Origin of the sequence: Paenibacillus pseudetheri (assembly GCF_924513355.1) — a bacterium.
GTDB lineage: Bacteria > Bacillota > Bacilli > Paenibacillales > Paenibacillaceae > Paenibacillus_AQ > Paenibacillus_AQ pseudetheri.
On record NZ_CAKMAB010000016.1, the window covers coordinates 86,284 to 112,979 of the forward strand.

25 protein-coding genes and 1 riboswitch are annotated in these 26,696 nt (G+C 44.3%); of the genes, 23 read left to right on the plus strand and 2 right to left on the minus strand.

Translation table 11 applies throughout. The annotated features are described in order from the left end of the window. The first annotated feature begins 2 nt into the window (after nt 1–2). From L1028_RS16280 to L1028_RS16295, 4 genes are all read left to right on the plus strand, one after another. Entirely contained in the window at nt 3–767 is a 765-nt protein-coding gene (locus tag L1028_RS16280) for a pseudouridine synthase (RefSeq protein WP_234535536.1), read from the plus strand. Between the two features lie 92 nt (nt 768–859). Continuing rightward, nucleotides 860–1,660, plus strand: a complete 801-nt coding sequence (locus L1028_RS16285; protein ID WP_234535537.1) for a Cof-type HAD-IIB family hydrolase — start codon at nt 860–862, stop codon at nt 1,658–1,660. Between the two features lie 207 nt (nt 1,661–1,867). Then, nucleotides 1,868–1,959, plus strand: a riboswitch (cyclic di-GMP riboswitch). Between the two features lie 117 nt (nt 1,960–2,076). Next, nucleotides 2,077–2,925 (plus strand): DUF6612 family protein, encoded by an 849-nt coding sequence (locus L1028_RS16290; RefSeq protein WP_234535538.1) that lies wholly within the window; start codon nt 2,077–2,079, stop codon nt 2,923–2,925. A 153-nt stretch (nt 2,926–3,078) separates the two neighbouring features. Further along, the gene (locus tag L1028_RS16295) at nt 3,079–4,200 is read left to right on the plus strand and encodes an NADH-dependent flavin oxidoreductase (protein ID WP_234535539.1); all 1,122 of its coding nucleotides are present in this window, start codon (nt 3,079–3,081) and stop codon (nt 4,198–4,200) included. 99 nt (nt 4,201–4,299) lie between these two features. On the opposite strand, the gene L1028_RS16300 is transcribed toward L1028_RS16295, so the two are convergent. Further along, nucleotides 4,300–5,316, minus strand: coding sequence for a CapA family protein (locus L1028_RS16300; protein WP_234535540.1), 1,017 nt, complete (start codon nt 5,314–5,316; stop codon nt 4,300–4,302). Nucleotides 5,317–5,550: 234 nt separating this feature from the next. On the opposite strand from L1028_RS16300, the gene L1028_RS16305 reads away from it, so the two are divergent. From L1028_RS16305 to L1028_RS16390, 18 genes are all read left to right on the plus strand, one after another. Continuing rightward, nucleotides 5,551–6,789, plus strand: a complete 1,239-nt coding sequence (locus L1028_RS16305) for an FprA family A-type flavoprotein (protein ID WP_234535541.1) — start codon at nt 5,551–5,553, stop codon at nt 6,787–6,789. Between the two features lie 16 nt (nt 6,790–6,805). Then, nucleotides 6,806–8,020 carry an NAD(P)/FAD-dependent oxidoreductase gene (locus L1028_RS16310; RefSeq protein ID WP_234535542.1) on the plus strand — a complete coding sequence of 405 codons (1,215 nt, stop codon included), beginning with the start codon at nt 6,806–6,808 and terminating at the stop codon, nt 8,018–8,020. Nucleotides 8,021–8,048: 28 nt separating this feature from the next. Next, on the plus strand, nt 8,049–8,231 hold the full coding sequence (gene rd, locus L1028_RS16315) for a rubredoxin (protein ID WP_234535544.1): 183 nt from the start codon (nt 8,049–8,051) through the stop codon (nt 8,229–8,231). Nucleotides 8,232–8,277: 46 nt separating this feature from the next. After that, complete coding sequence (locus L1028_RS16320) at nt 8,278–8,988, plus strand: Crp/Fnr family transcriptional regulator (protein WP_234535547.1); 711 nt, start codon at nt 8,278–8,280, stop codon at nt 8,986–8,988. Nucleotides 8,989–9,222: 234 nt separating this feature from the next. Further along, nucleotides 9,223–9,429: a tautomerase family protein gene (locus tag L1028_RS16325; protein WP_234535549.1), complete on the plus strand. Its 207-nt coding sequence runs from the start codon at nt 9,223–9,225 to the stop codon at nt 9,427–9,429. Then, the gene (locus L1028_RS16330; protein WP_234535551.1) at nt 9,419–10,375 is read left to right on the plus strand and encodes an ABC transporter permease; all 957 of its coding nucleotides are present in this window, start codon (nt 9,419–9,421) and stop codon (nt 10,373–10,375) included. The genes L1028_RS16325 and L1028_RS16330 overlap by 11 nt, the downstream gene beginning before the upstream one ends. Before the next feature lie 21 nt (nt 10,376–10,396). Then, a complete protein-coding gene (locus L1028_RS16335) occupies nt 10,397–11,281 on the plus strand; it encodes a carbohydrate ABC transporter permease (protein WP_234535553.1) in 885 nt (294 codons plus the stop codon). Between the two features lie 63 nt (nt 11,282–11,344). Further along, nucleotides 11,345–12,376: a response regulator transcription factor gene (locus tag L1028_RS16340; RefSeq protein ID WP_234535555.1), complete on the plus strand. Its 1,032-nt coding sequence runs from the start codon at nt 11,345–11,347 to the stop codon at nt 12,374–12,376. After that, complete coding sequence (locus L1028_RS16345; protein ID WP_234535556.1) at nt 12,376–14,172, plus strand: sensor histidine kinase; 1,797 nt, start codon at nt 12,376–12,378, stop codon at nt 14,170–14,172. Before L1028_RS16340 ends, L1028_RS16345 begins: the two co-directional genes overlap by 1 nt. A 49-nt stretch (nt 14,173–14,221) precedes the next feature. Further along, complete coding sequence (locus L1028_RS16350; RefSeq protein ID WP_234535558.1) at nt 14,222–14,983, plus strand: SDR family NAD(P)-dependent oxidoreductase; 762 nt, start codon at nt 14,222–14,224, stop codon at nt 14,981–14,983. Next, nucleotides 14,980–17,058, plus strand: a complete 2,079-nt coding sequence (locus L1028_RS16355) for a heparinase II/III domain-containing protein (protein WP_234535560.1) — start codon at nt 14,980–14,982, stop codon at nt 17,056–17,058. Before L1028_RS16350 ends, L1028_RS16355 begins: the two co-directional genes overlap by 4 nt. Before the next feature lie 2 nt (nt 17,059–17,060). After that, entirely contained in the window at nt 17,061–19,355 is a 2,295-nt protein-coding gene (locus tag L1028_RS16360; RefSeq protein ID WP_234535562.1) for a DUF4962 domain-containing protein, read from the plus strand. Between the two features lie 58 nt (nt 19,356–19,413). Next, on the plus strand, nt 19,414–20,970 hold the full coding sequence (locus tag L1028_RS16365; RefSeq protein WP_234535564.1) for an extracellular solute-binding protein: 1,557 nt from the start codon (nt 19,414–19,416) through the stop codon (nt 20,968–20,970). 181 nt (nt 20,971–21,151) lie between these two features. Next, nucleotides 21,152–21,550 (plus strand): hypothetical protein, encoded by a 399-nt coding sequence (locus tag L1028_RS16370; protein ID WP_234535566.1) that lies wholly within the window; start codon nt 21,152–21,154, stop codon nt 21,548–21,550. Between the two features lie 145 nt (nt 21,551–21,695). Further along, nucleotides 21,696–22,868, plus strand: coding sequence for a serine hydrolase domain-containing protein (locus L1028_RS16375; protein WP_234535568.1), 1,173 nt, complete (start codon nt 21,696–21,698; stop codon nt 22,866–22,868). 49 nt (nt 22,869–22,917) lie between these two features. Continuing rightward, entirely contained in the window at nt 22,918–23,739 is an 822-nt protein-coding gene (locus L1028_RS16380; RefSeq protein ID WP_234535570.1) for an ABC transporter permease, read from the plus strand. A 29-nt stretch (nt 23,740–23,768) separates the two neighbouring features. Then, nucleotides 23,769–24,518 carry an ABC transporter permease gene (locus L1028_RS16385; RefSeq protein WP_234535572.1) on the plus strand — a complete coding sequence of 250 codons (750 nt, stop codon included), beginning with the start codon at nt 23,769–23,771 and terminating at the stop codon, nt 24,516–24,518. 33 nt (nt 24,519–24,551) lie between these two features. Next, nucleotides 24,552–25,535, plus strand: coding sequence for an ABC transporter ATP-binding protein (locus L1028_RS16390; RefSeq protein WP_234535574.1), 984 nt, complete (start codon nt 24,552–24,554; stop codon nt 25,533–25,535). Nucleotides 25,536–25,548: 13 nt separating this feature from the next. Here the strand turns inward: L1028_RS16390 and L1028_RS16395 are convergent, their stop codons facing one another. Next, entirely contained in the window at nt 25,549–25,770 is a 222-nt protein-coding gene (locus L1028_RS16395; protein WP_234535576.1) for a TetR-like C-terminal domain-containing protein, read from the minus strand. Nucleotides 25,771–26,019: 249 nt separating this feature from the next. Between L1028_RS16395 and L1028_RS16400 the strand changes: the two genes are divergently transcribed. Further along, on the plus strand, nt 26,020–26,661 hold the full coding sequence (locus tag L1028_RS16400; protein WP_234535578.1) for a histidine phosphatase family protein: 642 nt from the start codon (nt 26,020–26,022) through the stop codon (nt 26,659–26,661). The last annotated feature ends 35 nt before the right edge of the window (nt 26,662–26,696 follow it).

A 26,696-nucleotide genomic window follows, 5' to 3' on the forward strand; every position in this document is an offset into this window, starting at 1 on the left:
CAATGAGCCAATCAGGTAAGCCCGCCAAAAAACAACGAATAGATAAAGTGTTGTCCCATATTGGAGTGGGGTCGCGCAGTGATATCCGTAAACAAGCTAAACAAGGCTTAATATTGGTGAACGGGACAGTGGTAAAAGATAGTGGGTTTCATGTGGATCCTTATGCCGATAAAATAGAGGTAGGGGGAGAGGTTGTTACCTACCGTGAATTCATATATCTTATGATGAACAAACCCCCAGGTGTCCTGTCAGCTACGGAGGACAAGCGGGATCGGACAGTTTTGGATCTTTTAAAGCACGAATATGCACAGTTTGAACCGTTTCCTGTAGGAAGGCTAGATAAGGATACTGTAGGACTGCTGCTGATCACTAATGATGGGAAACTCGCCCATGAATTGCTGTCGCCACGCAAGCATGTCCCGAAAACATACGAGGCAACCATCGAGGGCGATGTAGACTCGGATGATGTCGCGGCTTTTGCAGCAGGGGTGGAGCTGGAAGATGGCTACGTTACTTTACCTGCACACTTAACCATTCTTGGAAGAGAGCGCGGGAGCAAAGTGATTTCTCATATTTCACTTATCATCACTGAGGGGAAATTTCATCAGGTGAAGCGTATGTTTCAGGCGGTTGGCAAAAAAGTCACTTTTCTGAAACGTGTATCTATGGGAGAATTGAAGCTGGATGAAAGTCTGCCGCTGGGAGCTTGTCGGGAACTGACGTTAGAGGAACTGGCACTCTTAGGCGCAGATGGGTCAGAAGGATAGTAGAGAAAATGATATATAAATTGATTTTGGAAACTTAACTCAAAAAGCCAAGTTCAATATATATAGAAAAAGAAAGACAAGGATGGTGGAGTATGAGATACAAACTGATTGCACTAGATGTGGACGGTACGCTATTAAATGATGATCACCTCTTAAGCTCTGAGAATAAGGAAGCTATTGCTGAGGTTACACGTCTTGGCGGTCAAATCGTATTGTGTACGGGACGCAGTCCACAGAACTCGATTCCTTTCATGGAGGAAATGGGGCTGACTGGTTACGTGCTTGGTCACAATGGAGCAGCGACGGTGCGTGTGGAAGATCGAGAAGTGCTGCACCAATACGGTATGGATGCACGTGGTCTTGACCCCTATATCGACTATTGCCGTAAGCACAATATTCATTATGATGTGAATACTGCTTTTGATATGTATGTTGATAATGTAGAGAATCTGACTAAAGAAGCTAATTATATGTATGAGCACTTCCGTATTATGCCAGCGACGTTACCGGCCTGGGAAGATTTCCGTGAACCAGTGGTTAAGTTTACTGTATTTACACAGTCAGAAATCCTTGACGAAGCTGAACGTGAATGGCGTACTTGGACCCCTGAGTATAACATTTTGCGGAGTGGTGAATTTTTTGTTGATTTGATGCATCCTGAATCCTCTAAAGGCAACGCCTTAAAAAATCTTGCTGTGAAGCTGGGAATTCCGCAGGAAGAAGTCCTCTCGATCGGTAATTATTTTAATGATATTTCTATGCTTACTTATGCGGGGATGGGCGTGGCGATGGATAATTCTCCGGTAGAGGTAAAAGCGGCAGCGAATGCTGTTACGGGTTCGAACAACGAGCATGGCGTGCGTGATGCGCTGGTTAAGTATTGTTTATCCTAATCTTTTTGACCCTGTAAAATAAGTTTAGATACAAAGCATAAAGTGGACTGGAGTCCTGTTTTATGCTTTTTTTACGTTGATATAAGGATACGAGTAAATCAGTTGGTAAACGGAAATGGAAGATAAGTCGTTTACAGGTAAATATGACCATGATAAAATTAACGAAGGGACAAGCGTTCTTTAATCTGATTTAAACTAATTGAAAGTCCGCGTTAAAGGTAAAATCATCGAAAGATGATGACACAAAGCCGTGGGTCTAAAACCTTTTGACAGAAGGAAATGATCGCCAGGCCGCCATAGGGATGTCTTAGAAATCATAAGGAATAGCTCTGAAGGACGTGTAGTCTATTTCGAGCTGTTTTTATTATTCCTACCTACGGTGTTACATTATCGCAAGGGGCCGAAAGGGGAAGTACATGAAGAGTTTTTTAAAAACAATAGGTACAGGTTTGGCAGCGGGTGCATTATTGCTGTCCGGAACGATCGGATCGATGTCTAATCCTGAAGTTGTATCTGCAGCTACCACAACAGCAGTAACCGCGGATCAAATGATCAGCAAAGTAACGGCAGCTTCAAAAGCAATAAAGAATTTCCACTTAGATGTGACCAAAAAACAGGATGTTCAAAGCGGCGGGGTACGTATCAGCAACACCAACACTCTGAAGCTGGATGTCAACCGTCTGCCGAATTTTGCCGCAGCAGGCACCGTCGATAGCAGTCTTTTAGAAACATCTTACAGTCTATATGCCAATGACAAGGAGTTTTACTATCTTGTAGACGGAAGTGAACTGATCGATGAATCTGAAGATGAAGGTTACGACGATGACGGGGAGCCAATCGATCCTGATGCACAGTATTGGATTGGACTGGAGAAGATGGAGTGGGATTCTTTTTACTCCAAAGGTCAATACGATCCTGTTTCCATGCTTGATTCGGTCAAAAGTTATAAAAAATCTATGAAAGTCAGCACTGCTGGCGCACAAACGGTCCTACAGTTCACGGTAACCGATCCGACAGCAGCTAAGGGAATAATCAAACTCTATGACCAGGAGAACCTCTGGGATGGTGAGATAGTTCAACCCAAAAGCGTAACGTGGAAATTATTCGTCAATACTAAGACCTGGCAAACGGAAAAGCTGACAGTCGATCTGAATTATGTGCTGATAAGTGACGGAGAAAAAGATACATACACCACGAAAATCGAAGCTAAATATTCCAAGAATAACAAAGGTGCAGCCATTGTAAAACCGGCCGAACTAGAATAATCAGGACGATTCTTAACGAGCGAAAAGCGCTGTTCAGCGGAACAGCGCTTTTTGTTGTATTCAACAGCAGTTCTTTATTAGTTGACAAGAATAAATCATTACTGTAATTTATATGTATGCGCATGTATATAATATCCTGTTAAATATAATTTAATGAAAGTTGGGAAAAAGATGATAGCACTAGACAAAACATTAACTTTTCGCAGAGGACTGACATTGAAAAATCGCGTGGTTATGGCTCCAATGACCACGCGAATGAGCTTTTATGACGGTGTAGTAACACAAGATGAATTGAAATACTATTCGCTAAGAACGGGCGAAGTAGGTGCGGTTATCACTGCGGCAGCAAATGTACAAGAGGGTGGAAAAGGATGGGAAGGTGAACTTAGCGTTTCCTCCGATCAGTTTATTCCAAGCCTTAGCCAACTAGCGTCGACTATTAAACGAAATGGAACAAAAGCTATTTTACAACTTTTCCATGCAGGAAGAATGACAGATTCAAAAATATTACGTGGCGTACAACCCGTTTCCGCTAGCGCTATTGCTGCCGAACGTCCGAATGCAGAAATTCCAAGAGCATTAGCAGAAGATGAAATTTTCGGTTTAATTGAGGATTTTAAAAAAGCGACTCAACGTGCGATTCAAGCTGGATTTGATGGAGTAGAAATTCATGGAGCAAACACATATTTAATCCAACAATTCTTCTCTCCACACTCCAACCGTCGGGAAGACCAATGGGGCGGAAGTTTAGAGAAAAGATTTAATTTTATTAACCAATTAGTTGATGCAATTATTGCTGTCGTTGATAATTCAAAGGTTAAGGATTTTATTGTCGGTTATCGTTTTTCTCCAGAAGAATATGAAGAGCCTGGAATTAATATGGCAGATACCCTTTATCTCATTGATAGATTAGCTGATAAAAAGCTGGATTATCTGCATATTTCATTAGGGGACTTTAAGAAAGTATCTGCATCTGAAGATTTTAAAGGAAAATCAATCCTGCAATATGTACATGAAAAAATCAATGGTCGTGTACCTTTAATTGGGGTAGGAGATATCCGTACCAAACAGAACGCAGAGGAAACGTTGACAAATGCTGAATTAGTAGCAGTAGGACGTTCTCTTATCATTGATCCTCATTGGACAAGTAAAGTGATGGAGGGTAAAGAAGATATCATCAGAAGAGTACTTGCTGATCAAGATAGAGAAGAACTCGTAGTAGAGAATGGTATTCTAGAATTCCTTAAAATAATGATGCCCGATCGTTTACGATAAACCCAAATATAGTTTTTACTGAGCGCTAAATCTATAACGTTCCACGGTAAATTCCGCGGAACGTTATTTTTATTTCCACAGTCTATTATAATAACGGTTCTATTCCCTCTTTAAGATTGTCGTCGTATGTTTCAACATTCGATTCATGAGAATTCTCCGCTCTGTTTTTATATCAGTGTCGCTTCTCTTTAATGCGTCGCGGATGGGGATGATTTCTGTAATTTTCCTGCCGCTTTTTATTCTTCGATCTACACAAGTCGGGATGTAACCGACGTTAGTTATACTTGTGTGTCCTTTTTCATCCTTCTTTATTTTAAGCGTAAGTATGATACCGCTTTGTGTATAAGGAATATTCATTAGTTTAGTCGAAACAAAATTCCCCAATGAGTAAATAACGAATTGTTTTTTTCCCCGAAGCGCTAACGGTTGAAGAACATGTGGGTGAGACCCAAGGATGATGTCGGCGCCATTTTTAAAGAAGAAATTGACCAGCTCTTTTTGCCTCTTGTTTGGAGTGTAACGGTATTCGCTTCCGAAATGCAGATAAAGCAAGACTAGATCGACTTTCTTTTTTAAATCTCGAATCTCCCGAATGATCTTGGGGGTAGATATCCGATTAACCAGCCATGGCTTACTTACTGGTACAGGAATTCGGTTGGTTCCTGCTGTGTAGGAGAGGATGCCAATCGTAATACCTTTGACGTTTTTAATAAGAGCTCTCTTGGATTCTTCTAATGATTTAGCTGTTCCCGTGTGGTCGATTCCATTACGGTCCAGAACTCGTAACGTCCGAACCAGACCCGGGGCACCATAATCCATACAATGATTGTTGGCCGTTACTAATACGTCGAATCCGGCTTCCTTAAGTGCAGGGGCCAGTTCGTCTGGACACTTGAAAATCGGACCGCCTGATCGTGGGCTTTTCCGGCATTCGGGGCCACTTCCAGCAAAGGTGGTTTCTAGATTGCCAATCGTCAAATCAGCCTGTTTCAGATAAGGAGCTACTTTTGCAAACAGGGGGCTGAACGAATAGGTTCCGTCAGGCTGTTGAGCATCCGAAATAATATAACGTTTGACCATTAGATCTCCCACAGCAGCTATTTGTATTTCAGTCATGGATATCCACCTTTTTATTATTTTCATTAGGATATGGCATAAAGTTGTTATGGGTTATTTTTTTATTTAAAATGTGATCCAACGCATAATCACTTTATTTAGATCGTCTAAATTTAAGGTATTCATTTTTTTAAAACTTTCATAATTTGATTCAAATCCTCTTTTTTGTTTGGCAGCCATAATAAAATATGGTTGTTGATAAACATTATCAATCAAGCATGGGAGGTTAAAGAAATGAGTACACAATTCAAAAAAATCGCCGAGGATACTTACTGGATAGGCAAAATCGATAACCGCCAGGTTCCATTTCACCGCCTGATTCTAGCAAAAGGAACTACCTATAATTCTTATTTATTAAAAACAGGTAAGCCGACTGTCATTGATACCGTTGATATGGAATTCGGACGTGAATATGCCGAGTGCCTGGGTGAAATGATTGATCTTCTAGATATTCATTACATTGTAATTAACCATACAGAGCCTGATCACTCTGGTGGATTGGCAGCTCTCGCCGCCAAGGCTGCAAATGCCACGATCGTATGCACCGAGATTGCTGTTCCCGAATTACAGGAAATGTACAAGCTACATAGCCGGAACTTCCTGGTGGTTAAAGACGGAGACAAGCTGGATATTGGCGGGAAAACGCTGTTGTTTAAAGAAACACCGTATCTCCATACCGCTGAAACGATGATCACCTATTGTATCGAAGATCAAATCTTATTTCCTTGTGATATTTTTAGCACGCATGTTGCTGTAGAGAATCTATTCAGCGATGAAGCCGGGTTTGATATTACGGAGGATTTCCAGGGCTATTACGCAGCTATTATTCATCCTCATAGAAGATATGTAAGAACACTGTTAGAGGCTGTTAAGGATCTTGAGATCCGGATGATCGCTCCATCCCATGGGTTTGTGATCAGGGAGGACATTCGTAAATATATCGATATGTACGCCACATTGAGCCGCGAAACGACGCAAGGAAAAAAGGCAACGATCGTATATACTACCATCAAAAATAGTACCAAGAAGATGGCCAAAATTATACAGGATTGCTTGCAGGAAAATAATATTGAGACAGAGGTCTGGGATGCAGATAAAAGCAGTGCCACTGATATTCTGAACAGCATAACGTCAGCAGACGCGGTCTTTATTGGCAGCTCCACTAAATACGCGGACATGATCGGGAACCTGGAGAACATTCTGAAAGAATTGCACAATATGAATCTGGAAGGCAAACTTGCTGCAGCCTTTGGCTCCTACGGTTGGAGTGGTGAAGCCATTGAAGTCATTCAGGATTATCTGAACGGAACAAATATGACGGTCCAAAGCACGTCTGAGGTTATTAAATCCACGGGGATGACACATGTAGAGTTCCCTGTAAGAATCAGGTTTTCCCCTAAAGAGCCTGAGAAAGTTCAAAAAATTAAAAATGCGGCTGAATTTGTTTCAGATTTGCTACTGAGTTCATTTTAGGGAGGAGGAACATAGGATGACGAAACATTACGTTATTGTTGGCGGCGGAGTAGCCGCCGTCCATGCCGCCAAAGCCATCCGTGATCAAGACGCAGAATCGGAAATTTCGATCCTCGGGGAGGAAAGCCTACTGCCCTATAACCGGATTAAGCTGACCAAAGGGCTGTTTACCGACCTGCACAGTGAGAAGGTACTGATTAAGAAGGAAAAATGGTACCGCTATAACCGTATATCCGTAAAAACCTCGACGCGAATCAGTTCTGTCCACCCGGACCGGCAAATTATTGTGACAGAAGATGGGCAGAGTGTTTCTTATCATAAGCTTCTATTGTGCATGGGAGCGAAGAATCGTGCACTTTCCCTTGAGGGTTTCGGACTGAACAATGTTCATACCCTCCGGGACATGAACGACGCAGACAGATTGAAAGAAAACTTGCAGGATGGCAGCCATGTAGCCGTAATCGGTGGGGGAGTGCAGGGAATCGAAACCGCTTGGGCGCTGCATGAAGCTGGATATCAGGTAACGGTGATCGAAGCTCTTCAGCGGTTGATGGGCAGACAGCTTGATGAGAAATCCTCACAGCTACTTAAGGAGAACCTTGAACAAGCAGGTGTGAAGGTTATTCTTCAAGCAGATGTGGCGTCTATTACAGGAACAGAGTTTGTTACCGGAATTACGATGGATGACCAATCTCATTTTTCCTGTGACCATGTAGTCTACTCCATTGGTATTGTACCGAATACGGAACTGGTAAGTGGCTCGAGTATTCAAGTCCGGCAGGGCATTATCGTAAATGAACAAATGCAAACAAATGATCCGCATGTGTACGCAGCCGGAGATGTTGCTGAAGTTAACGGGCATGTGGAAGGACTGTGGGGCGGAGCGATTGAGCAGGGCCGGATTGCCGGCAGTAATATGGTCGCCAATCTGACTGCGTATCGTAAAGCTGTTCCGGTTACCTTGTTTAACGCCTTTGGCATCTCTTTATTTTCAATAGGCAACGTGGATGAACGGTATTGCGATATGGTGGTGAGCGGAGAAGACAATGGTGTATATACGCGTATCTATGTGAAAGATAACACAATGATCGGTGCGATATCCTGGCAAGGTGCAGCAGCTTCTCTGGGGTATAAAACCGCTATAGAGCAAGGCATCCCCCTTACGGGGATTGATGTTAACGGGAATAGCATCGAGGAAATTATGGCTGTAGTACAAACCAGGTTGAACTAAACTATTAACTTTTTAGGAGATGATAAAGATGAAAAAATACATTTGTGTACCCTGTGGTTATATCTATGATCCGGCAGTAGGCGATCCCGATGAGGATGTTGTTGCAGGCACTGCATTTGAAGACTTGCCTGAAGATTGGGTCTGTCCGGTATGCGGTGAAGATACCAGTCATTTTGCGCCGGTTGAAGACAAAAAAACTTCTGCATCCTAAAGGGAAGGTGGAGTTGTACAAAAAATCAACAACAGGGGGGACAGTTATGAAGGAGTATTCTTGCCAATACGCTGCTGAACCTTGTACCCGCAAGGTACCTATTTTTGCTGCGTTAAGCGATGACGATCTCTCCCGGATCAGCGCCATGATCAAGCATCGTAAGTTCACTAAAGGTCAACCGTTAGTTCTAGAAGGGGCGCTGTCGGATACGCTCTACATTATTCAGCGAGGGCATGTTAAATTATCCAAAACAACTCCTGAGGGAAAAGAACAAATTTTGCACATCTTGACGAACGGAGACTTTTTCGGGGAACTGAGTATTTTTAACAGCGATGAGCTGAGCAACTTCAGTGCTTATGCTCTGAAAGACACTAGCATTTGCATGCTGACCCGAACGGATATGGAGCAGCTGATGAGGGATAATCCTGATATTTCGCTCAGGCTACTGAAGAGTGTGACCAAAAGACTGGCCCATACAGAAAATCTGGCGCAAAGCCTGGCGACCAAAGATCCCGAAATACGAATTGCTTGTATGATCATGGAACTCGGTGACAAATATGGTAAGCAGCGTGGCGCTCATATTCATATTGACCTTCCGTTGTCTCGTGAAGAGCTGGCCAGTTATGTTGGGGTCACCCGCGAAACTATTAGCAGAAAATTCTCAAGGTTTGAAGATTCAGGTCTTATTGAGCTAATCGGAAACAAGCAAATGCTTATTATAGATCTAGCCGGTTTGGAAAGTTATATGGGGTATTAAAAACAGTCATTAAATAATCTAAAATAATAAAGCGGCATTTCAACCCTAGTTACGGTAGGGGAAATGCCGCTTTTTATTTCAAAAATGATCATGTGGTAGTAGAGGGTTGGCCGTTACCAAATATACCCTAAAGAAAACACAAGCTCACTCATAGAAACTCCATATTGCAAGCGCTTTATTGTAGCTAGAATGAGGTTAGATTCAATCACTATTCGAGGAAATGGAGGAAAGCTGATGCCACATATTGAGATTAGGATGTACGAAGGCCGAACGAGTGAGCAGAAGGAGGAGATCGTTACTGTATTCACGCGGGAGCTATCCCGAATTATTGAACGGGAGGAACGGTTTATTACCATCGAATTTCAAGAAATTCCCTTAGATGAGAATGCTCCGGCGAACCTGCTGAAAAAAGGACCTATAGGAAATGGTTATGAAGGCTAAGTTAACCGGGATTGACCTTATTAACTACAAAGCCGATACGAGAAGGTCTCTGTTTTCAAACATGTGGAAATTCAGAGCGCTTTATGTGATCGCGATTCCCGGGATTTTGTACTTTATCATTTTCAAGTATTTTCCGTTGGCTGGTTCAGTGATTGCGTTTCAGAACTACAATATTTTTAAAGGCTTTACAGGCAGTGAATGGGTGGGACTTGAGCACTTTAGGACCATGTTTCAATACCAGGATTTCGGAAGAATCTTAAGCAATACGATCCTGCTAGGTTTGTATGATCTCTTATTTGCCTTTCCGGCTCCGATATTGCTTGCGCTCCTGTTAAATGAACTACGGCTTGTGTTTTACAAACGGTTTTTGCAAACGGTGGTTTATATGCCCCATTTCCTATCCTGGGTAATTGTCAGCGGCATCGCCTTGGGCATCCTCTCTCCTGGAACGGGGATTGTGAATCAAGTTTTACAAACCTTCGGCTTTGAACCGATTTATTTTCTTGGTGAAAATTCATACATCCGCACGATTTTGATCAGTTCCGGTATTTGGAGAGATTCCGGGTACGGTACCATCATTTATTTAGCCGCGTTGGCAGGAATAAACCCAGATCTTTACGAGGCTGCTGAAGTAGACGGAGCCGGACGCTGGAAACAAACCTTAGCCATTACGCTGCCGTCTCTGATACCGACAATTATGATTTTGTTCCTTCTCCATATCGGGAGATTTCTTGATCTTGGCTTCGAGCGGGTATGGGTATTCCTGAACGCGCTTAATACCGGGAACGGGGAGATTCTGGACACTTATATCTATAAGGCGGGGCTGCTGTCTCAGCAATACAGTTATACAACAGCAGTGGGGCTATTCAAGTCGGTAGTTGGACTCATTCTGGTGCTCATCGGCAACATTTTGAGCAAAAAAACAACCGGTGAATCGCTGTATTAATCGCTCTTTATGGAGGTAGGGATGATGAGAGTACGCTATACTCGCGGCCAGAATCTATTTAATGTGTTCAATCTTTTGTTTCTGACCGCCCTAGCTTTGGCTATGTTTCTGCCGTTTCTGAATGTGATTGCCCAGTCTTTTAGCAGCTCTGAAGCAATTATTAATGGCAGTGTAGGTTTGCTGCCAAAGGAATTCACAGCGATTAATTACCAGTACGTTTTCAGCGATCATGCCATTTGGCGAGCGTTTGGTGTCTCTGTCTATATTACGGTACTGGGCACCGCCATCAATCTGATTGCGACAGCATCTCTCGCTTATCCGGTGTCGCGACCGGAATTTGTAGGACGCAAATACATCGTCATGATGGTATTGTTCACTATGGTATTCAGCGCCCCTCTTATTCCGAACTTTATCCTGATCAAAAATTTAGGGCTTATGAACTCCCTGTGGGCACTCATGATACCGGGCGCGATCAGCGCTTTTAACTTTTTCGTGATGAGAAGTTTCTTTATGCAGCTCCCTCAGGAGCTGATAGATTCCTCCAGAATCGACGGGTGTGGCGAGCTGCGGATCATCATCAATATGGTACTGCCGTTGTCCAAACCGGTAATGGCCTCATTGGGGATTTTCTACGCCGTCGGACACTGGAATACGTACATGAGCGCTCTGTATTATATCAACAAGCCGGCCTTATGGCCTCTGCAAGTGATGCTGAAGAAGCTCTTCGAGACGGATGATATCAGCATTGACCCGGCTTCCTCAGTTTATAGTTCTTTGGCTCATACTTCACCTGAAGGTATCAAAATGGCTGTTATCATTGTTGCTACTATTCCGATTATCATGATTTATCCGTTTCTTCAACGCCATTTTGTTAAAGGAATGATGGTCGGATCCGTCAAATCCTGATCTAATATAGTGTGGTAGAATAGGACGCGTTAAGCGAGACGAATCGGAAGGTGGTATCCATGGATGAGATGTGTATTAATCGTAGACGACGAGCCCATGATTCGAAAGGGACTGTCTATCATGATCCAGCAATGCAGCGAGCATCCGTATAATATCAAGCTGGCTCAGAATGGCGAAGAGGCAATTCAGCTCATTATGGAGGAACAGCCGGATTTTCTATTTACAGATATCCGTATGCCCAAAGTAGACGGACTGGAGTTATGCCGGCGATTGTCGGAGATGGAGACGGATATTCAAACCGTTGTTATCTCAGGTTACGGGGATTTTGAATACGCCCGCCAATGCGTGTCCTATGGAGTGAAAGAATATCTCCTGAAGCCCGTGAGCAAAGGGAACCTTCAAAATGTGATCGCCAAACTGGAAGCGAATAGAAAGAAGCTGGAGAGTTTTGTTTCTATCGCTAAGCTCGATGAATGGGTCATGCGTATGGATGATGCCATCTGGACCTTGGATAAAGAGAGATTGTACCTTGTACTACAGGAATGGGAAACTGACTTCCTCCAGCGCAGGATGAGCCGAAGTCAGCAAAAAGAGCTTCTGGAAGAGGGCTACGCCTTGCTCGTGAAGAAGCTCCTTGTCAATTCGGTCATACCCGGTAAAAGCGTGCTAGACTTGTCCGCAGCAGCTGGACCTGAACAGTTATTCCACTGCTTCGCAGAAGCGTCAACAGCTATATTGGAAGAGCTTCGTAGAAAGCGAAAGGGTAAAGCGAAGGATCCGATAGAGGAAGCTAAAGCATTCATCGAAAAGCATCTCGCCCAGGAAGTATCGCTGGAGGAGGTGGCGGAAGTACTTGGTCTAAATGCCTCTTACTTCAGCCAGATGTTTAAACACTCGACGGGAGAGACCTTTGTACATTACCGCATCAAACGCAGGATGGAGAAGGCCAAAAGGTTGCTTGCCGATGCAAGCTTTCGGATCACCGATATTTCCTATGAGGTCGGGTATGCAGACCATCCTCATTTTACGAAGACATTTAAGAAGTTCACCGGGTTGGCTCCTTCTGAGTATCGCAACCAGCTGGGAATAGATTGATGAGAAAAAGTCTGTCGAACAAGTTGTTTGCCTCTTTTTTGACCGTCATACTTCTATCCTTGTCCATGGTTGGATTTATCTCCTATTTTCAGGCTTCGGCTGAGCTGGATAAATCTTCAGAGAAGTCCATTGCCCAAGTCATCCGAAGCGCGTCCTATCAAACAGATCTGTATTTGCAAAATTATGAAAAGGCCAGCGACTCCATCCTGTCCTACAATCAAGTCAAAGAGTTCCTGGATATGGACCCGGAGGATAGCTTCTCCTACTATCAATATACGAATGACATACAGAAGTATTTGTTTCGTTCTTTGTTTATTCTGTATCCCCAGATTAATCTGATGTACGTGATCGGTGAACACGGCAAGGCCATTAGCGATGATAACTCCTATCAAGCATATAGCCTGCAGTTTCATCCCCAGGAACGCTATCGTTTCTTAAACGAACATACGCCGGAGAGCGGCCGCATCACCATTCTCAACACGAATGTGATGAATGAAGGGGATAAGAACATTATTACGATGGTCCGCCGAATCAGAGGGGTCTCTTCCTATCGTCCCAAAGGTATAGTGGCCATTGAATTCAAGGCAGAGGATCTGGCCCGCATATGGGAACCTCTTGATCTGGGACAGGGCGGATCCTACTTTATCATGGACGAATTCAGCAAACTCCTCTATAGGGCGGAAGGGAATAAGAACCATCCTGGGTTATCTGCTGAGCAAATTCAGAACGTATTTCAACACCCAAATGACTCTGTCGTGGAAAAGGTAGGCGGGAAAGAGTATTTGTTCGTGTCTAGAAAATCCGAATATTCCAAATGGCAGCTTGTAGTATCCATACCAGTTAGCGAGCTGCGCAAGCCTATTTCCACCATTCGTACGACCACGCTGGTGGTGGGAGCTCTTACGCTTGTTGGCACACTATTGCTTGCTATCTGGTTCGGACGATCCATCACGAAGCCGATCCTGATTCTTAAGGAGGGCATGAGGGAGACGGAAAAAGGCAAGTGGCGCAGGCTTGAGATGAACGGCCGTCAGGATGAGCTGGGGGGATTAATGCGCAGCTACAATCTTATGGTGACCCGGCTGTCTGAAATGATAGAGCGGGTATACGAAGCTGAGCTTACAACCCAGAAGGAGGCCCTGGAGCGTCATCAAGCTGAATTCCAGGCACTCCAGCTGCAGATTAATCCGCACTATCTATATAACACATTAGAGACTATTAAATGTTACGCGGTTGTTCAGGATTCGGATGAAATCACAGAAATAGTGGAGGCCATGGCATTCATGCTTCGCTACTCCATTCAAACCAATCTGGAGGAAATTACGATTGCCAATGAGCTTAATCATGTACTGAGCTATATGACGATTCTCAAGCACCGGATCGGCAGGGAGTTCGAAATCGACGTTGTGATTCCACCGACGCTGCTACTGGCTAAGATGGTCAGGCTTACACTTCAGCCCTTGATCGAAAATATTTTTCAGCATGCGTTTCCCGAGGGAATTGAAGACAGGCACTATATTCGAATCGACGCCAGAATAGAGGGAGACCGGTTTCTAGTTCTTGTAGAGGATAACGGAGTTGGGATGTCCCGTGAACGGCTTGTTAAACTTCGTGAGAAGCTGAATCTGAATCAGCTGGCGGATACGGAAGGAGACTCCTTCTATCATAGAGGTGGAATCGGGCTCATGAACGTGCACCGGAGAATTCAAATGGTGTTCGGTGAACTATACGGGTTAAGTGTCGAAAGCGTGGAGAATGAGGGAACCCGGCTGATCTTATCCATGCCTGCGGAGTGAGAAAATAGATGTTTTCAGAAAAAACTACTACTAGGAGTGAAATAGGCACATGAAAATTGACTTAACGGGTAAAATTGCGCTTGTTACAGGGTCCAATGCAGGGATAGGCCGGCAAATCTTACAGACCTTGGCTGCTTCCGGCGCCAAAGTGGCTGTAAACTATTTGCTTGGTTCTGCGGAGGAGACGGTCGACGCGATCTGTCAGGCCGGAGGAGAAGCTTATGCTTTTCAGGCAGACGCAACAAGTCCTGCCCAATTGGACAATATGGTCAAGGAAATTGAGGAGCATTTTGGCGGAACCATTGATATCCTCGTCAACAATGCGGGCGGTATGATCAAACGGGTCCCCAATATTGAAATGAACGAAGAACATTACAATAAGGTAATGGACGTCAATTTTAAATCATGCGTGTTTGCCTGCAAAGCTGTAGCAGCAGGAATGATTGCCAAGAAAAGCGGGAAAATCATCAATGTATCTTCCCTCGCGGCTCATGACGGCGGCGGACCGGGGGCTTCCGTTTATGCAGCAGGTAAAGCTGCAGTATGGTCTTATACCAAGGGACTTGCCAAAGAGCTGAGTCCTCACGGAATTAATGTAAACGCTATCTCTCCTGGATTTATCGGTCAGACCGCTTTCCATGCAACCTTTACTGCGGATGCGGCAAGACAGGCAACGATTGCGAAGATTCCGCTGGGCCGGGAAGGTGCTCCACAGGATGTGAGTAATGTGGCACTCTTCCTCGCTTCAGAGCTGTCGGATTATCTGACAGGCGAAATTATTGAAATTAACGGAGGTTTGTTCATGCGATGATGAACCTTAAGGAGAAAGCAGATACTTTTTCCTGGGTTGGTCTTGAGGTGGATAAATTGAAAATGGAGCTACATCCCTTACGGAGCGAAGAGATTCTGCTCCCGACAGAACCGGGTGGCTGGTGGCACCAATATGTATGTCCCCAGCATCATACTGAGCTAATCTTTGATGCTATGGAGCAAGATGCGGTTGTCTTTTCTTGCTCGAAGGGCTGCAAGCTGGAAGGTGAACCCTACCGGGGAGCGTGGCTGGTATACCGGCATCAGGCGATGGCACGATACGCCCTGCAAGCTGCCGCGGTATTCGCCGCAGACGGAGAAGAATTCTATAGCAGGTTAGCCCGGAAGATTCTTGTCGGTTATGCAGAGCAGTTCCCCTTGTATCCGGTTCATCCCGATGCCCAACCCTGGATGCTTAGTGGCCGTGCCTTTCATCAGGCGCTGACAGAGGCTATCTGGTCCACCACGCTTATTCGGGCCTATCTGCTTCTTGTGGATGATGGAGTAACGTTCACTGAGGAGGAAGAGGTAAAGCTGCAAGTGTTCTTCACGATGCTGGAGGAGAGTATGGAGCAATACCGCCACATCCTCATTTATGAGAAGAAGAATGCAGAGAACAATTATACCGCATGGCTGAACGCTAGCCTGGCTTGTGTATATGCCGCCAAAGACACCAGAGAAAAGCTTGCTTCTTTGCTGGAGGGAGAAGGCGGATTCTATCATCATCTGTCCATTGGCGTTAAGCCAGATGGCTTTGAATTTGAAGGCAGCACGTACTACCATATTTTTGTATTGCGGGCTTATCTCATAACAGCCGAGATGGCTGGGCGCTTCGGAGTTGATCTCTATGAGGCCAAAGGTGATCAAGGACAATCCATCCGTGGCATGTTTCAGTTGCTGGTAGAGCTTAGCGGCGATAACGGGGAGCTTCCAGCCGTACATGATGGTCCTTATGCGCGCGTTCCTTTCGCCCGAGAAATTGCTGAAGTGTTTGAAATAGGATGTGCGGTTTACAAAGATCTCAATTTCCAGCCAATACTGGCGAATGCTTATAGGTATCTATACGGGCAGGGATTACAGACGGGTCTGGAGGCAGTGCTGTATGGAGCAGGTGAGAGTAAGGAGCTTCAGTCCAGTTACAGGGTGAGGGACTCTATCCTGCTGCCGGATTCTGGATTCGCCGTGCTCCGCCACCCGGGCAATCCGCTGTCCGTTCTGGCAGATTTCGGAGAGCATGGCGGATCACATGGGCATTTTGACAAGCTTCATATCACGATTATGCACCGATGGGGGGAGGTTGCTCCCGAGCTGGGTATGGTTCCTTACGGATCTGTTTTGCGCAAGGAATGGTATTCCGAAACCGTGAGTCATAACACGGTCACCATCGGAGGTCTCTCCCAAGCTCCACATACCGGATGCTGCTGTCAGTTCCGTCAGGAAAGCAACGCTACGTACTTGTGGATTCGTTCGGACGGCGCCTATGAAGGGGCTGTTCTAGACAGGCATCTTGTATTGACCGACGGTTGGCTGTTGGATTGGTTTCATGTTAAGCAGGTGACGGAACGGGATCAGGAAGTAGACCTATGGTTTCATCCGACAGGACATTTGCTGTTACCGGTCGACCCTCATCGTGTCCAGACGGACTCTCCGACAGTCCTCGGACTGGAAGCGGGCTATGGCTCAGTAGAAGTACTGTACGCAATGAAAAATGAGACAGATTGTACGTTAAATACGGAGTGGAATATCCGTTATGAGGGAGTGAGCACCGGCCGGGAGTATGAAGTATCCACGAGTACTCTACTTGCGCCCGGCTCCATTATGCATGAAATCCGCACACCGGGTATTGCCGAAGACCCGGGTAGATTACTACGAGGCATTATGCTTCGGCACAAAGGTCCGTCGGTTGATTTTATTTCGGTTTATCGGGACGGTCACGAACCTGCTGTACTGAAGCTAGTGAGCCAGGTGGGCGAACCGCCCCGAATCCAAATAGCAACAACTGGGCAAGTAGTGGTCTACTGCCTTGACCCTAAAGCGGGACTGATTCAGGAAAAGTCCCGGAATACGGAGGAGTAGAGATGTTAGAACCTTTATTTCAACCTACCAGCGGCGTACTCGACCTGTCATATGGGCCAGATGAACATACAGATGTTGGAGAGAATCCTCCGCGGTTTACTTGGATGCCTGCATGTCTGGAAGAGAGTATGTATGAGCTGCAAATCTCTTTAAACACTGAATTTGAACCTGAAGGTACGTTGACCTACAGTCGAATTCCCTATAATTTGTTCACCCCGGATAAGCCGTTGGCACCCGGCTCGTATTATTGGCGATACAGTCTTATCGGGGAGAATGATATCCGTTCCGAATGGAGTAAAGTAAGAGCTTTTGTGGTGGAGGATAACTTGCCGCTAACGCCACTGCCTTCCCGAACAGAACGATACTCAGCTGCTTCCGCAAACCATCCGCGGCTTTGGCTTCAAGCGGAGCAACTTCTGTCTTACCGGGAAGTTGTCCGTCAAGACCCCATTTCAACTGGTTGGGATGACTTCCTGAAGTATTCCGTTCTACCCTGGACGGAGCGCGAGCTTATTCCCGAGCCTGCGCCGTATCCAGATAATAAGCGTGTCGCCAAACTATGGCGGCAGATGTATATGGACTGCCAGGAAGTTTTCTATGCTGTCCGGCATCTTGCAATAGCTGGAGTTGTGCTGGAGGACGAGGTGCTTATCGCCAAAGCTAAAGAGTGGCTGCTTCATGCTGCTAGCTGGAACACGGATGGTACCACCAGCCGGGATTACAATGACGAATGCTCTTTTCGTATAGCCGGAGCGTTGGCATGGGGCTATGATTGGCTTCACGGCTCTCTGACGGAAGAAGAACGCCTTAAGGTAAGGCAGGCGCTACTGCGAAGAACCGGGCAGATCGCTTTCCATGTCATCGAACGTTCCCGTATCCATCAAGTTCCTTATGACAGCCATGCTATCCGCTCTTTGTCCTCTGTGCTCGTTCCCTGTTGTATTTCCATGTTGGGCGAGGAGGAGAAGGCGCAGGAGTGGCTTGATTATACGCTGGAGTATTTCTCCGCCATGTATACCCCATGGGGTGGCAAAGATGGAGGGTGGGCCGAAGGTCCGATGTATTGGACCACTCAGATGGCATTCGTTACGGAGGCGCTCAATCTAATTCGCAAATATATAGCAATCAATTTCTATGACCGTCCTTTCTTTCGCAAAACCGGTGACTTTCCGCTCTATTGCTTCAGTCCGGATACCGTGAGAGCCAGCTTCGGCGATCAATCGTCACTGGGAGATCCGGTCAATCTCAAGACGGGCTTCAATATCCGCCAATTCGCCGCTTTAACCGGAAATGGGCAGTACCAGTGGTATTTTGAGCAAACTAAGGAACTGAACCCTGATACCCAGATGATCTTTTATAACTACGGCTGGTGGGATTTCCACTTCGATGAGATGGTTTATCGCACGGATTATCCGCAGATTTCTTCAGAGCCACCGGTGGCTGCAGAACCTCTGAAGTGGTTTCAGGATGTGGGATGGGTCGCCATGCATCATCGGATGGAGGACCCGCAGGAACATATCATGCTGTTGGCCAAGAGCAGCCGTTACGGCTCCGTAAGCCATAGCCATGGGGATCAAAACGCCTTCCTGCTGCATGCCTTCGGCGAGCCTTTGGCGATTGAAAGCGGCTATTATGTTGCATTCAACAGTACGATGCATATGCAGTGGCGCAGGCAGACCCGCTCCAAGAACGTAATTCTTATTGATGGCAAAGGCCAATATGCTGGCACGGACAAGTCGAAGAACATGGCAGCCTACGGCAAGGTGTTGAAAGCGTACAGTACGCCTGGGATCAACTACACGCAAATGGATGCCACCGAAGCCTACCGCGAGAATGTACCCTATATCAAGCGATATGTGCGGGAAATATTCTTCTTTGATAGCGCTTACTTTGTTATTACAGATAGTGTCGATCTGGAACGTCCGGGTAAATTGGATTGGCTGTTTCATACGCTGTATCCCATGAAGTTGAAGGATCAATCTTTTAAAGTAAAGGGTAAAAAAGCTCAAATGGAGGGCAGATTTGTCTATAGTTCCTCGGGAGAAATGGCACTTAGACAGAACAATCAATTTACCGATGTAGATCCCAAGGAATGGGAAGGGCTGCCAGAGCATTGGCATTTGACTGCAACTACTCAAGAGGCTATAAGTCATCGGATCGTGACTCTTCTAATTCCCCAAAAATCAGGAAGCCGGGATTACGTATCGTACTTTATGGACGATCAGGACCATGGGGTTCATGTCTATTTTACGAATCAGGGGGTTACCCACCGGGTTGAGATTCCAAAAGCTTATTAATCCTAAAATATCTTCATTTTACGTATGACACCCCATTGTACAAGGAGAGGGTTATATTATGAAAAAATGGATCGGCATCTGTCTGGCTACCGTAATGGGCGCTACCGTTATTGCAGGTTGCTCGAACAAGGACAAAGAAGAGACTGCCGGAGGCGCGTCAAATACGCCGCAGAAAACTGAATTCTCGATCTCGATGCGGACGCTGGCTTTTAACTATGTTGAGAAATCACCCGACTTGAATAAGGACAAATGGGTGAAAAAGCTGGAGGAAATGACAAACACCGACTTGGACATTGTGTTGGTTCCTCATAAAGAGTTCGAGCAGAAAATGGTGCAGATGTTCGCCACTAATGATATTCCGGATGTCGTTCAAGGCTCGGGCGGTGTAAATGGCAAGGAAATGGCTGGTTCCGTTGAAGCTGGCGTGTTCATGCCCTTGGATGATCTGCTGCAGCAAAACGGCCAGAATCTGTTGAAAGTAATACCGAAGGAAGCGTGGGAGAACGTCACCTATCAAGGAAAAATCTACGCAATACCGGAGTTTCTGTCCAATCCATCCCGCCGGGCGACTTGGATTCGCAAGGACCTGCTGGATCAAACCGGATTGCAGGTTCCAAAAACGGTCGATGAGTACTTGACTGTATTGCGTGCCTTCAAAAAGCTGGGGATAGAGAACCCGTACATGGGCCGTCAAGATTTCAAATATGCGGACGCTTTCTTTGGCGCTTATGATGTTTTTCCGTACCTGACTATGTTCGAGGAAGTAAACGGCCAGGTTCAGCCGAAGTTTATGGACAGCGAAAATATGATGAAGGCGTTACAAACCTACAACACCATGTATACTGAGGGTTTGATCAACAAGGAATTCGCCACCATCAACCCGACCAATTACAAAAATGCGATTCTCTCAGGCAAAGCGGGCATGTGGACGATGAATGCCAACGAGCTTCTGCAGTGGGAGCAGCAATTGAAGGCTACGACGCCATCCGCCAAGCTGGAGATTATTCCTTCGCCAGTTGGACCTGATGGAAAAGGAGGCTCCTACTTGTACGGCTCCGCCACGCGCACCTACTTTATCAAGGAAGGTACGAAGAATGCTGCGGATATCGTGAAATTTTTTGACTGGATGCTGAGCGAAGAAGCGGAAACCTTCTTTACCTTTGGGATCAAGGACGAAACCTACAAGGAAGAGAACGGTAAAATCGTATACACTTCGCCTACGGATTCCGCCGCTATAGATGAGGAGCGTTACCGTCAGTCTTTCCTCTGGATGGTTCAGGATACTACTTATAACAAGGGTGTTCTTAACATGACAGAAGAAGGCAGAAGCCTGATAAATGTATATGATACCATTCTGGCTAACGAAGGCCGTGACGGAATTCAGTTCGACCCGCGGCTAGATGCCTTGGTAAAGAATCCGGACATTGCACCTAACTCGGACACGGCTCCTCCGGTACTACTGACGCACATGGTAAAGATGGTATATGGCAAGGAGCCTATCAGCGACTGGCCGAAGGTTGTGGAAGAGTGGCTTTCTAAGGGCGGCAACGATGTCATCAAGGAAGCTACGGAAAAATATAATAGCAAGGCTGGCGTCACCATGCCACGCAGATAAGCTTACCCTCCAGAGGAGCCGAAATTCAATTAGAGTTGTAGAGAATTTACAAAGGGCTGCCGAGAGGTAGCCTTTTTAGTTAGGGTAAGTTTACTTTAATGCGATATCCGAAATATGGATTATATGGTAAGTTAATTAAAGATATTTTAAAGAATCCTATAAAAAGAAACGGAGTGATTTCATGAAGATGCGGAATTCAAAACTTTTATATTATCTTGTCTGGATCATAGTGGGGGCGCTCTTATTACATTATGGAAACTCGCTAATTAGTCATTACACTGAAGAGGCACAAAAGAACTATCAATTAGAAAATACTGTGTGGATCATGGCTATTGTCCCTTTTGTCTATGGGATGTATCTGGCGTTATTAGAAGGATTACCTAAAGCATTTGTTGTCAATTGGCCGCTATTGTTTATTGTGTTTCTTCCAAGTTTTATTCTGCTTATTTATCCAATTTTAGTAATGTATTTTAACATTTCGAATATAGAGATCTACAAATTTGCAACCCTACATGATGGTGTAGTATTCGGTCTGGTTAGCGGAATGGCACTAGTTAAATCTCTAACGACAAACCGTTAACGAGACTACAGCATTGCTGTTACAAAATTATTAGAGCAGTATAAAATAGTTAAATGTAAAATTACCCTTTCAATTATTTGGGTTTTATTGCAAGATATTTATGCTATCATGTATTTTATTGGAATAATAAGGGGGAGTGCGAATAATGTTATCATCCACAGAGCTTAGCAAGTTGAATGAAGCGAATTACAGGGAGGACCGTTTAGAGGCACTTAATCATTTTTATGAGGATCTCTGTGATCAGAAAGTGGCTGATGGTTATATCTATTCTCTTAGTCGTTATGGAAAAATATTTGCTAATGGAGCGGGGGGACGCTTCAGTTACGAAGAAGATAGCACACAAGAAATGAAAACAGATACAATCTTTCGGATCGCTTCAATTACTAAACTCTTTACGGCGACAGCGATCTGGCAGCTTGCGGATGACGGTAAGATTTTCATGGGGCAGCCTGTTAGTTCTATTCTACCGGAGTTTGATGCAGAACCTTTTAAGCCGATTACAATTGCTCATTTACTGACTCATACCTCCGGTATCGCACCTGATCATGGCACTATAAGTGATACCTACTATAAAAGTGCTTGGTGGTATATTTATGAATCAGAGCTTGGAAAAGAAAACTGGATTAAAGCTGGACTTTCCTATGGCATTCGTTTTCCGGTAGGTACGCAATGGATGTATTCATCATTCGGATACGTGGTTCTTGGTGCAATTATCGAGAAAATAACAGGTGTTTTTGCAGAAGATTACATAATGAACAACATTGTGAAACCGTTAGGCATGACAGATACTTTCTTTGATATACCGCCTGAGAAAGCTGGCAGGATCGCCATTCGTTCAGAAGAAGCCAAGGAATATCTTCAGAAACTTCAAACAGGGGAAATAACGGATGAAGAAAGAAAATCTGATGAGGAAATTAAAACTCCCGGGACTGGTGGGGGAATGTATTCAACCGTTAATGATCTACAAAAGTTCGGGATCATGCTGCTTAACCAAGGGGAATATGAAGGAAGTCATATCTTAAGCCGAATGGCTGTTCAGAAAATGACCAAGCGGTTCAATTCTGAGAAGCTTCCAAACTACGCATGGGGAGATGGAGGAGTAGATAGACCCTACGGTCTTGGGCCTGATCTTCGCTATAATGTTAGTACTTCTTACTCTGAAGGCACTTTTTTTCACGAAGGATGGGGATCTTGTTCCTTGGTCATTGACCCGGTAGAAAAGCTGGTTGCCGTTTGGTATATCCCTTTTCATAACCATATATGGGACGGTAGAGCTATTTTCGGCACAAACAATGTGATCTGGTCTGGACTCGAATAAGAAAAAGGTTAGTTGTTGTGAGAGATCAAAGATAGGCAGGATGTGACTTATGTTTGAGAAGATAAAGCACCGCTTTCGCGTGATGAGAGCGGTTGCTTTTGTTACTTATAAGGAATGGAGTGCGTACAGAACGCATTCGATGGTTTCTATTTTTGTAGGCCCGGTATATTTTTTAGTACAGTATTATATATGGAGCGCTGTTTATAGCGGGGAATCCTCTATTAACGGGATGTCGCTCTCTCAGATGCTCTCTTATTTTTGTGCCACGATGTTGATCAACTACTTGACCATGGATTTTGCCGATTGGAATTTACAAATGCTCATTCGCACAGGGAAGTTCATTACCTTCTCGTTAAGACCAATGAATCATATGTTCTTTGCTTTATCTCAGAAGGCGGGGCATAGGGTACTTGGGCTTCTATTTGAATTTATACCCTGCTTTATGATTTTTTTCTTTATTTTTCATATCGATGTTTTGCCCGCAAATTTATTATACGCAATGCTTTCGATTGCAATGGCGTTTATGATGAACTTTTTCATCCATTATAGTATTGGAATGGTCGCCTTTTGGATGGTTCAATCCTCCAGTATTCGTAACTTTTTCAGTCTTTGCGAGGGGATATTCTCAGGATCGCTGATTCCATTAGTCTTTTTTCCAAAATCCTTACAGATGGCTTCCTTTTTCTTACCGTTTCAATATACGACCTTTCTTCCTGCAATGGTCTATACTGGTAGCTATACTTTAGCTGATATAACCTTACCTATTCCTCAAGTTTTGTTGTTACAGTTCATAGCCGTTATTGTTGCCGGAATAGTCTGCCGGGTGCTGTATGCGGTATCGCTTAAGCATTTTACGGGGGTGGGCGCATGAAACGTATGTATCTAATATACAAAACTTGTATGAAGGCGAATATTGCTTCTGCTATCACTTATCGCGTTAATTTTATTCTTAATAGCCTTATCATGCTCATAGGGAATGTGTTGTTTCCTCTAGTAACGGTATTCATTTATAATTCGAATGCTTCATTTGAAGGATGGACCTTTCAAGAGGCGCTATTAATTCAATCCGTTTTTATTCTGTCTACGGCTTGTGCCGGGATTTTTTTTAACGGAATTATGTGGAATACGATGTCCCATGTAGTCGAGGGTACTCTGGAAGTGGTATTAATTAAACCGACCTCGAGCTTATTTTTACTGTTGGCCAGATCTTTTGAATTCGAAAGTATTGGGCTTTTGGGTGGTGGGATAATTATGTTCGGGTACGCTCTTAGTGGAATCGAAGGGGTGACTTTCAGCTCTTGGTTGTTATTCCTGTTGTTGTTTGGAGCAGGGCTGCTGGTCATGTTCGGTGTGTCGCTCATCGTTGCAGCGATTTCCTTCAAATGGGTAGCGAATTCCCGCTTACCGGAGATGTTTGAGAGCATTAAGTCTTTTGGACGTTATCCAGGGACTATTTTTCCTAAAGCAGTCGTAGCCGTGAGTTCTTTTCTTTTTCCGGTTTCCATGATTGCCTACTTTCCAGCATCAACACTGATTGGACGATGGGAAGCCTATTTTTTTATAGCGATTATCCCGTGTGTGTTATTTGCTGCCTTCGGAATTTGGCTCTATACGTACATGCTTCGCAGTTATAAAAGCGCCGGAGGATAAAAGATTAGTTTAGATCTAAGAAGGAGAATTACATTGGATATTATTACCGTCAAGAACTTAACCAAGCAATATGAAACCTATCACCGTGGACAAGATGCAAAAAGCGTATTTAAAAGTCTGTTTCACCGTGAAAAATCGATAATTACCTCTGTAGAAGATCTTTCGTTCAGTGTTGGAAAAGGAGAAATCATTGGCATTCTGGGTCCAAACGGAGCGGGAAAATCTACAACTATTAAAATGCTGACGGGCGTTCTCTATCCTACATCGGGCGAAATAAATGTTCTTGGGTACAACCCTCATAAGCAGAAAAATCAGTATGTAAAACAAATCGGAGTACTGTTCGGACAGAAATCGCAGTTAATATGGGACATTCCTCCTTTGGATAGCTTTTATATGAACAAGGAAATCTATGATATTCCTACGAACGACTTTCGTACAAGACTAGACCGATTTGTAAACATGTTTGAGATTGGCGATATTATCACTAAACCTACGCGCACCCTTTCCCTGGGAGAACGAATGAAATGCGAGTTTATTATGGCGATGCTTCATTCACCACCTGTGGTTTTTTTGGATGAGCCGACGATCGGGCTGGATGTGATAGCTAAACAAAGAATCAGAGAATTTATTAAGCAAATGAATCAGGAAGGTACCACATTTATTCTGACGACACATGACTTGGAAGATGTGGAGCGCTTGGTTCAAAGAGTACTTATAATTCATCAAGGTAAAAAAGTATATGACGATAAGTTCTCTGAACTTCGACTGCATCTGGGCGCAAAAAAAGTAGTTAGGCTTTCAGCCGCCACAACTATTGGAGATATTAGTCTGCCTGGGACTCTGATATCGGAAAGAATATCGGATTACGAAGTGGAATTAGAGATCGATACCGAGCAGTGTAAAATGGGTGAGTTTCTGCATATTCTTAGCGAAAAGGTAGAGATCCTTGATATATCCATTAAGGAGATCCAAATTGAAAAGATCATCAGCTCCATTTATGAGATGGATGTGGGATAACATGATAATATTTTCAAGCTTGAGAATGGATCATTTGCAGATTCAGATCGAGCATTGACCATAACTTTTCAGTGATCTCTTTTGCAGAGCAAGGATTACTATGTGTAAACCACCATTCAATCACTCCGACAGTCGCCGAACTTAAAAATTGCACAGATATATCTTTACTCAGCTTATCTAGATCAAGATTGTTTTCTAAAAATTGTATCATAATGGGCTCAGTTTCATCCTCCACTGCGGAGCAACTTTCGATTAGTTGTTGGAGCTGAGCCTCCAGGCATTTATGATGATATGTATGCTTGGCTCAAAAGTCATAAAAACAAGCGTTTTCGAAGTTTAATGCAAATAATCACTAGGCTCAGCTAAAAAAGGCTCCGATTACCCGGTAGCTTTTTTTAGTTTCGGCCGAATAGGATACTTTAGAAAAATAGAGGAGTAAAAGGGTGGAAATGTATAACAATCTTTTTTTGGAGGTATACAATCAATGGCTATATATTTTATAAGGCATGGTATAGATGATGAGGGCTATCGTGGTGGTTGGAGTCAACGAGGACTTGTAGTAGAGGGGTATAGACAAGCCGAACGGCTTGGTTGTTATCTTAAGGAGAATCAAACTAGCTATAAAATTACTCGTATCCTTAGCAGTGATTTGCAGCGTGCGTTAGATACAGCAAATGAGATCGCCAGAGCGCTTAGCTTGCGTGTTGAAAGCAGTCCGAATTGCAGAGAAACGAACAATGGTGTAATCGCGGGAATGCCCCATGAAATTGCAAATGAACGATACCCGGGTCTCTATTTCTCGGCTTTAAGAATGGATGAAAGATTTCCAGGAGGAGAGAGCCCACAGGAGTTTTTTACGCGAATAAGTATAAGTTTCTCGAAACTATGTAATGAACTGGAGAGTACTGATCCAAAAGAAAATGTAATTGTAGTCACTCATGGTGGTGTAATTAATGTTATATACCATATTTTAAAAGGGATACCGTGGACCAATAAGAATGATCATTTCGCGGCTTCATATACAAGTATTCATAAAATAGAGTATCAAGTAGAGAAGTGGGTAGTTACAGCTGAAAATCTTACGGAACATATATCAAGTGATCAGGCTGCTGGTATAGCCCATTGATTGGGGAGCAGAATATTCAAGGAATTTCCCAAGAC

Excerpts from the sequence above, each read along its gene's own strand:
- L1028_RS16280 (WP_234535536.1), top strand. The coding sequence starts at position 3 with ATGAGCCAATCAGGTAAGCCCGCCAAAAAACAACGAATAGATAAAGTG.
- L1028_RS16285 (WP_234535537.1), top strand. The coding sequence starts at position 860 with ATGAGATACAAACTGATTGCACTAGATGTGGACGGTACGCTATTAAAT.
- L1028_RS16290 (WP_234535538.1), top strand. The coding sequence starts at position 2,077 with ATGAAGAGTTTTTTAAAAACAATAGGTACAGGTTTGGCAGCGGGTGCA.
- L1028_RS16295 (WP_234535539.1), top strand. The coding sequence starts at position 3,079 with ATGAAAGTTGGGAAAAAGATGATAGCACTAGACAAAACATTAACTTTT.
- L1028_RS16300 (WP_234535540.1), bottom strand. The coding sequence starts at position 5,316 with ATGACTGAAATACAAATAGCTGCTGTGGGAGATCTAATGGTCAAACGT.
- L1028_RS16305 (WP_234535541.1), top strand. The coding sequence starts at position 5,551 with ATGAGTACACAATTCAAAAAAATCGCCGAGGATACTTACTGGATAGGC.
- L1028_RS16310 (WP_234535542.1), top strand. The coding sequence starts at position 6,806 with ATGACGAAACATTACGTTATTGTTGGCGGCGGAGTAGCCGCCGTCCAT.
- rd (WP_234535544.1), top strand. The coding sequence starts at position 8,049 with ATGAAAAAATACATTTGTGTACCCTGTGGTTATATCTATGATCCGGCA.
- L1028_RS16320 (WP_234535547.1), top strand. The coding sequence starts at position 8,278 with ATGAAGGAGTATTCTTGCCAATACGCTGCTGAACCTTGTACCCGCAAG.
- L1028_RS16325 (WP_234535549.1), top strand. The coding sequence starts at position 9,223 with ATGCCACATATTGAGATTAGGATGTACGAAGGCCGAACGAGTGAGCAG.
- L1028_RS16330 (WP_234535551.1), top strand. The coding sequence starts at position 9,419 with ATGAAGGCTAAGTTAACCGGGATTGACCTTATTAACTACAAAGCCGAT.
- L1028_RS16335 (WP_234535553.1), top strand. The coding sequence starts at position 10,397 with ATGATGAGAGTACGCTATACTCGCGGCCAGAATCTATTTAATGTGTTC.
- L1028_RS16340 (WP_234535555.1), top strand. The coding sequence starts at position 11,345 with ATGAGATGTGTATTAATCGTAGACGACGAGCCCATGATTCGAAAGGGA.
- L1028_RS16345 (WP_234535556.1), top strand. The coding sequence starts at position 12,376 with ATGAGAAAAAGTCTGTCGAACAAGTTGTTTGCCTCTTTTTTGACCGTC.
- L1028_RS16350 (WP_234535558.1), top strand. The coding sequence starts at position 14,222 with ATGAAAATTGACTTAACGGGTAAAATTGCGCTTGTTACAGGGTCCAAT.
- L1028_RS16355 (WP_234535560.1), top strand. The coding sequence starts at position 14,980 with ATGATGAACCTTAAGGAGAAAGCAGATACTTTTTCCTGGGTTGGTCTT.
- L1028_RS16360 (WP_234535562.1), top strand. The coding sequence starts at position 17,061 with ATGTTAGAACCTTTATTTCAACCTACCAGCGGCGTACTCGACCTGTCA.
- L1028_RS16365 (WP_234535564.1), top strand. The coding sequence starts at position 19,414 with ATGAAAAAATGGATCGGCATCTGTCTGGCTACCGTAATGGGCGCTACC.
- L1028_RS16370 (WP_234535566.1), top strand. The coding sequence starts at position 21,152 with ATGAAGATGCGGAATTCAAAACTTTTATATTATCTTGTCTGGATCATA.
- L1028_RS16375 (WP_234535568.1), top strand. The coding sequence starts at position 21,696 with ATGTTATCATCCACAGAGCTTAGCAAGTTGAATGAAGCGAATTACAGG.
- L1028_RS16380 (WP_234535570.1), top strand. The coding sequence starts at position 22,918 with ATGTTTGAGAAGATAAAGCACCGCTTTCGCGTGATGAGAGCGGTTGCT.
- L1028_RS16385 (WP_234535572.1), top strand. The coding sequence starts at position 23,769 with ATGAAGGCGAATATTGCTTCTGCTATCACTTATCGCGTTAATTTTATT.
- L1028_RS16400 (WP_234535578.1), top strand. The coding sequence starts at position 26,020 with ATGGCTATATATTTTATAAGGCATGGTATAGATGATGAGGGCTATCGT.